Here is a 6,799-nt window from a genome sequence, read left to right on the forward strand (position 1 = left end):
CGCACCGGCCGCCACGCCCCCACCCGACCCCGGCAACCGCCCCGGCGGCGAGGCAGCGGCAGAGGGGGCGAGCCGGGCGGGCCAGGCACGAGGGCAGGCCAGGCACGAGGGCAGGCACGGTAGGGCGGTGGAGGGGCCGGACGTCAGCGGGGTGGGGGGAGTTCGCCCGAGCCCCTGACCATCAGGCGGGTGGGGACCAGGACGCGGCGGGCGGCCTTGGAGCGGTGGCCGTCGAGCCGCGACAGCACCAGCTGGGCGGCGGTCGCGCCGATCGCGAACGGGTCCTGGGCGACGACGGTCAGCGGCGGGTCGAGGACCTCGGCCAGCGGCAGGTCGTCGAACCCGACCAGCGCCACGTCGCGGCGGCCGGCCCGGGCGAGCGCGACGACCGTCCCCATGGCGGCGAAGTTGTTGGCGGCGAACAGGGCCGTCGGGGGGCCGGGCAGGTCGAGCAGGCGCAGCGCGGCGGCGAAGGCGGCGTCCTGGTCGTGGCCGCTCTCCACCAGCGCCTTGTCGAACGGCAGGCCGGCCTCCTCCAGCGCGTCGCGGTAGCCCTGGAAGCGTTCGCGGCGTGTGTAGAGGGTGGCGGGCAGGTCGCCGACGAAGCCGATCCGGCGGTGGCCGTGCGCGATCAGGTGGGCCACTCCGGAGCGGGCGCCCTCGCGGTTGCCGCTGACCACCTGGTCGGCCGCCATGCCGACCGCGGGCCGGTCGAGGAAGACGATCGGCAGCCCAGCGGCGCGTTCGGCGCGCAGGTGGCGGTGGTCGCCGGCGGCGGACGGCACCACCATGAGGGCGCTGACCCGGCGGGCCAGGAACGTGGCGATCAGCGACTGCTCCAGCTCGGCCGTCTCGCTGGACGAGCCGACGATGAGGGTGAGGCCGCGGGCGCGGACGGTGTCCTCGATGCCGCCCACGACCGTGCCGAAGAACGGGTTGCCCATCTCGGGGATGACCAGTCCGATCGTGGCGTCGCGCGCGCCGACCCGCATGTTGCGGGCCATGAGGTTGGGCTGGTAGCCCAGCTTGCGCACCGCGGCCATGACGCGCTCGCGGGTGCCGGCGGCCACGGGCCCGTCGTCGTTGAGCACCCGCGAGACCGTCTTGGCCGTCACACCGACTTCGCGGGCGACATCTGCCATCGTGGGACGCCGCATTCCGACCATGGTAGTGGGCCGTCAGGACAGGCCGATGGCCTCCGCGGCGCCCTGGTCGGCGACCACCGCCTTGCCGTCCGCGACCTGGAGCGCGCCGGTCATGATGGCCACGACCTGGGCCATGCTGTAGTCGCCCGGCTTGATCTGGGCCACCCGGCGGCCGAGCCGCTGGATGTGGATCCGGTCGGCGATCTCGAACACGTGCGGCATGTTGTGGCTGATCAGCACGACCGGCGTGCCGCTGTCGCGGACCCGGCGGATCATGTCGAGCACCTGCCCGGACTCCTTGACCCCGAGCGCGGCGGTCGGCTCGTCCATGACGACGACGTGCTTGGCCCAGGCCACGGCCCGTGCGACGGCGACACCCTGCCGCTGGCCGCCGGAGAGCGATTCGACGGGCTGGGTGAGCGAGCCGAGGCCGATCTTCAGGTCGGCCATGTGCCTGGCCGACTCCTCCCGCATGCGTTTCTTGTCCAGTAGCCGGAAGACCTTGCCCAGCGGCCCCGGCTTGCGCACCTCCCGGCCGAGGAACATGTTGGTCGCGATGTCGAGCGACGCGGCGACGGCGAGGTCCTGGTAGACGGTCTCGATGCCGTGCCTGCGAGCCTCCAGCGGGCCCCGGAAGCGTACGGGGCTGCCGTCGAGCTGGATCTCCCCCTCGTCCGGCTGGAGGGCGCCGGTCAGCGCCTTGATCAGTGTGGACTTGCCGGCGCCGTTGTCGCCGATGACGGCGAGCACCTCGCCGGGCATGAGGTCGAAGTCGGCGCCGTCGAGCGCGGTGACGTGGCCGTAGCGCTTGACCAGGCCGCGCGCCTGGAGCACGGGGGTCATCGGTTCCTCCTGCGGGAGAGCTGGTCGACGGTGACGGCGAGGATCACCAGGATGCCGGTGATGAGCGTCTGGTAGATCGACGGTACGCCCATGAGCTGCAGGCCGTTGCGGAACACCCCCACGATGAGCGCGCCGATCAGCGTGCCCAGCATCGTGCCCCGGCCGCCGAACAGGCTGGTGCCGCCGAGCACTACAGCGGTGATGCTGTCGAGGTTGTCCGTCTGACCGGCCTGCGGGTCGCCGACGCCGGTACGGGACACCAGCAGCAGGGCCGCGATGCCGTACACGAGACCGGCGAGCGTGTAGACGCCGACGATCAGCCGTCCCGTCCGGATGCCGGTCAGCCGGGCGACCTCGGGGCTGTTGCCGAGCGCGTACACGTGCCTGCCCCACGCGGTCTGCCCGAGCAGGTAGGCGAAGAGCAGGAACAGCAGGATGGTGAGCAGCGACCCGTAGGTGACGTTCGTCCCGCCGACGGTGAAGGTCTGGCCCAGGAACGTCATCGCCGGCGGCAGGTCGGTGACCGTCTGGTCCTGGGAGTAGATGTGGGTCAGCGCGAACGCGACGTTCAGCATGCCGAGCGTGACGATGAACGGCGGCAGCGAGATCTTCATCACCAGCAGGCCGTTGATCAGCCCGAACCCCGCGCAGACGGCGAGCCCGGCGGCGATGGCGAGCAGCGGCGGCATCCCGTGGTCGACGGCGAGCTTGGTCATCACGATCCCGCCGAACGCCATGATCGCGCCGTTCGACAGGTCGATGCCCGCGGTCAGGATGATCAGCGTCTGGCCGATGGCGAGCGTGCCGACGACCATGACCTGCTGGATGATCAGCGAGAAGTTGCCGCCGGTCAGGAACTGGTCGCTCTGGAGCGAGAAGAACACGCACGCCAGCACCAGCGCGGCCAGCGGGCCCGCCGTCGGCGTGGAGAGGATGCGCCGCGGCAGGGTCGCGTCCAGAACCGGCATGTCAGCCCCAGCAGTTGGCCAGGCCGAACGCGGTGTCCTTCGCGTTGACGCCGTCCAGTGCCTTGTCGGTGATCAGCGTGACGCCGGTGTCGGTGTAGCCGGAGACCTTCTTGCCGGTCTTGGCGAAGTCGGACACCGCCTTGACACCCATCTCGGCCATCCTGATGGGGTACTGCTGCGAGGTGGCGGCGATCTGGCCGGCCTGCACCGCCTTGACGCCGGTGCAGCCGCCGTCGACGGAGACGATCAGCACGTCCTTCTCGCGGCCCTTGGCCTTGAGCGCGGTGTACGCGCCGAGCGCGGCGGGCTCGTTGATCGTGTAGACGACGTTGATGTCGGGCGCCTTCTGCAGGCAGTTCTCCATCGCGGTCTGGCCCTTCGCCTGGTCGCCGCGGGTGTCCTGGGAGCAGACGATCGACGGGTCGCCCTCGGCGATGCCGTAGCCCTTCAGGAAGCCGTCGTGGCGGAGCTGCCCGACCGTGATGCCGGGCGCCAGGTCCAGGGTGGCGATCTTCGCGGGCTTGCCGGCCATGGCGGCCTTGGCGTACTGGCCGATGAGCTCGCCGGCCTTGAAGTTGTCGGTGGCGAACAGGGCGTCGGTGGCGTCCTGCGGGTCGGTCGGCGTGTCGAGCGCGATGACGAGGGTGCCGGTGTCCCTGGCCTTCTTGATGGCGGGGACGATCGCCTTGGTGTCGCTCGGCGTGATGAGGATGCCCTTGACGCCGGCGGCGACCATGTTCTCGATGGCCGTGATCTGGGCGGCGTTGTCGCCGTCGAACTTGCCGGCCGCCGTCATGAGCTCCATGCCCTCGGCCTTCGACGCCTTCTCGGCGCCTTCCTTCATCTTGACGAAGAACGGGTTGGTCTCCGTCTTGGTGATCAGACCGACCTTGGCGGGCTGCTGACCGCCGCCGGTGTCGCCGCCGCCGGTGTTGTCGCCGCCGCCTCCGCATCCGGCGGCGAGGAGCGCGGCAGCCAGGAGACCGGCCGAGAGCCTAGTTTTCATGGTGGCGTCCTATCAGTATGGTCTCGGATCTCATCCTATCAGGCACGATTCGATGTCATCGTTGACATATGTCAACGTTGACATCCGCTGTGCTGCGATGATGAACTCCGGACGGGGAAACGTCAATGGTCCCGGGCCGTAACGAATCGGCAACGCGGCGGAAGGCGGCTCTGATGATCTCTGTGCTCGGCGAGTGCGTCGCCGACGCCTTCGCCGCCCGGCGGGAGGGCGAGGTGGAGCTGTCCCTGCGGGTGCTGCCGGGCGGCGGCCCGGCGAACACGGCGGTCGCCCTGGCACGGCTCGGCACCCCGACCAGGTTCCTGGGCCGGATCTCCAGTGACGTGTTCGGCGAGCTGTTCCGCGACCGCCTGGCCGCCTCGGGGGTGGACCTGTCGGGCTGCGTGGCCGCCGCCGAGCCGAGCACGCTCGCGATCGCCTCGCTCGACGCGCGCGGGCAGGCCGCCTACGGCTTCCACGCCGACGGCTCCGCCGACTGGCAGTGGTCGTCCGCCGAGCTCGCCGGAGCCGGGCTGGGCGGCGCGTCGTGCCTGCACACGGGGTCGCTCGCGCTGGTCAGGGAGCCGGGGCGGGAGGCGGTGGAACGCTTCGCGGCCGGCGCCGCCGCGCGGGCGACGGTCTCGATCGACCCGAACGCGCGGCCCAGCCTCGCGCCGCGGGAGGCGTACGACATGGAGCGCTGGTGCGGCTTCGCCGACATCCTCAGGCTGAGCGACGACGACCTCGCGTTCCTGGCTCCCGGCGAACAGGTGGAGCGGGCGTGCGACGGCTGGCACGCCGCGGGCGCCCGCCTGATCGTCGTCACCCGCGGCGCGTCGGGGGCGCTGGTCTCCCTGGACGGCTCTCGCGCGCAGGTCGCGGCGCCCCGCGTCACGGTCGTGGACACGGTCGGCGCGGGCGACGCGTTCACGGCGGGGCTGCTGCACCGGCTGGACGAGCTGGGGCTGCTCGGGGGGCGCCTGGACGGGCTGGACCTGGAGACGGCGGCCGGGGCGGCGGCCTTCGCGGCGCGGGTGGCCTCGCTGACGTGCGCGGTGGCGGGCGCCGACCCACCGTGGGCGCACCAGCTCGACGACCCCGCGAGCTCCTGACAGTCAGTTCGCGCCCGCCGGTTCGCCCGCGCTGCCGACGGCGAGGCGGCGCTGCTCCTCCTCGACGATCTGGCGGGCCAGCGCCTGCTCGGAGACGTCGATCGCGTCGGCCGCCGACTCGGCGAGGTGGCTGCGCCGCGCGTACGCGTCGAACAGCGCGGTCTTGGCGTGCAGGAGCCGCAGCATCCGCTCGTCCACGCTGTCGGGCGACAGGAGGCGGTGCACCTGCACCCGGCGGGCCTGCCCCATGCGATGGGCTCGGGCCACGGCCTGGCTCTCCATGGTCGGCTTGACCTGCGGCTCGCAGATGATCACCACGGAGGCGGCCTGCAGGTTGAGCCCTACCCCACCCGCCTGGATCTGGGCGAGCAGCACCGCGTGCCCCGGCGCGGCCGTGAACTCGTCGACCACCTGCTGGCGGCGGTCCGGCGGCAGGTCACCGGAGATGGGCCCGTGCGCGCCCGCGCCGAGCGCCTCGCCCACGCTCGCCAGCACGTCGCGGAAGTAGGAGAACACCACCACCTTGAGCCCGTTGCCCGCCGCCTCGGCGACCAGCTCGCGGAGCCGTTCGAGCTTGGCCGACTTCTCCGGCACCGCGTACGCGGCGCGCCGCATCGCCATGAACCGGCCCCCGGCCACGGCCTCCCGGTAGGCGTCGGCGTCGGCGGCGCTGAACTCCTCCCACTCGTCGGCGTGGACCAGGTCAGGCAGCTCGGTGAGCACGTCCTCCTGGTTGCGCCGCAGGTAGACGGGGGCGACGGCGCGGCGGAACGCCTGGGCCCCGGCCGCCGCGTCGCCGGTCCGCAACCCGCCGACCAGACCGGGCCGGAGCTGGCCGACCAGGCTGCGGAACTCCTCGACCCGGTTCTCCATCGGCGTGCCGGTCAGGAAGAGCACCCGGCCGACCCGCGCGCACCACGCCGCCACGGCCTTGGACCGGCGGGCCTCGGGGTTCTTCACGTAGTGGGCCTCGTCCACGACCAGCATCCCGACCTGGCACGCGGCGTCCAGCCGGTGCAGGCCGTCGAACGTGGTGACCGCGACGCCGCCCCGGTCGATCCACGCCCGCTGGGCGAGGGCGCGCTCCGCGCCGTGCAGCCGGTACGCCGTGAGCGTGCTGCGCGCCTCGATCTCCCGCGTCCACGTCACCAGCACGCTCGCCGGGCAAACCACCAGGAAGTGCCGCTCCCCCATGGCGTGCAGGTGGGCGAGCGCGGCGATGGCCTGGATCGTCTTGCCGAGCCCCATCTCGTCGCCGAGGATCACCCGCTCCTGGGCGAGCGCGAACCGCGCGCCGAACGCCTGGTAGCCGCGGAGCGAGACCCGCCGGTGGGTGTCGTCGAGCGTCTGCGCCCTGACCCGCTCGGCGAGGTCGTCGGGCAGGAACCCCTCGGCGGCGACGCGGTCGCGCGGCTCCAGGGCGGCGAGCTCGGCGAGCAGGTTGTAGTAGTCGGCGGCGCGGACCTCGAAGTCGATCCACGCCTCCATCTCGTCGGGCGGCGGCCGGAGGAGGTCGGCCGTCGCCTGGGCGAGGAGCAGCCGCGTCCCGGTCTCGCGCGCGAGCAGGCCGCCGATCTCCGCCACCGCTCCCGCCGCCCTGGCACGGCGCTCCTCTCCGGACAGCCATCTGCGCCACCAGCTCCCGGCCGGTCGGGCGGCGGGGATCAGCGCGTCGAGCCGGCTCCCCACGGTCTCGGCCGCGCGCAGGGCGCGCGGCAGGTCGGGCCC

At 72.7% G+C, this 6,799-nt stretch carries 6 protein-coding genes; 1 reads left to right on the top strand and 5 read right to left on the bottom strand.

The genetic code is table 11. The features are described from left to right. Nucleotides 1–143: 143 nt before the first annotated feature. From DQW85_RS30210 to DQW85_RS30225, 4 genes are read right to left on the bottom strand one after another with little or no spacing between them, the layout of a single operon-like run. The gene (locus DQW85_RS30210; protein ID WP_240197516.1) at nt 144–1,157 is read right to left on the bottom strand and encodes a LacI family DNA-binding transcriptional regulator; all 1,014 of its coding nucleotides are present in this window, start codon (nt 1,155–1,157) and stop codon (nt 144–146) included. A 21-nt stretch (nt 1,158–1,178) separates the two neighbouring features. Further along, on the bottom strand, nt 1,179–1,988 hold the full coding sequence (locus DQW85_RS30215; RefSeq protein WP_113703220.1) for an ATP-binding cassette domain-containing protein: 810 nt from the start codon (nt 1,986–1,988) through the stop codon (nt 1,179–1,181). Beyond that, nucleotides 1,985–2,956, bottom strand: coding sequence for an ABC transporter permease (locus DQW85_RS30220; RefSeq protein ID WP_113703221.1), 972 nt, complete (start codon nt 2,954–2,956; stop codon nt 1,985–1,987). The genes DQW85_RS30215 and DQW85_RS30220 overlap by 4 nt, the downstream gene beginning before the upstream one ends. Nucleotide 2,957: 1 nt before the next feature. Continuing rightward, nucleotides 2,958–3,962: a sugar ABC transporter substrate-binding protein gene (locus tag DQW85_RS30225; protein WP_113703222.1), complete on the bottom strand. Its 1,005-nt coding sequence runs from the start codon at nt 3,960–3,962 to the stop codon at nt 2,958–2,960. A gap of 173 nt (nt 3,963–4,135) precedes the next feature. Here DQW85_RS30225 and DQW85_RS30230 point away from each other — a divergent pair, with 173 nt between their 5' ends. Further along, entirely contained in the window at nt 4,136–5,071 is a 936-nt protein-coding gene (locus tag DQW85_RS30230; protein ID WP_113703223.1) for a carbohydrate kinase family protein, read from the top strand. 3 nt (nt 5,072–5,074) lie between these two features. On the opposite strand, the gene DQW85_RS30235 is transcribed toward DQW85_RS30230, so the two are convergent. Then, nucleotides 5,075–6,799 (bottom strand): DEAD/DEAH box helicase (locus tag DQW85_RS30235; RefSeq protein WP_162795492.1); only part of this gene is annotated, 1,725 nt, incomplete at its 5' end.

Source organism: Nonomuraea lactucae (assembly GCF_003313395.1).
Classification (GTDB): Bacteria; Actinomycetota; Actinomycetes; order Streptosporangiales; family Streptosporangiaceae; genus Nonomuraea; species Nonomuraea lactucae.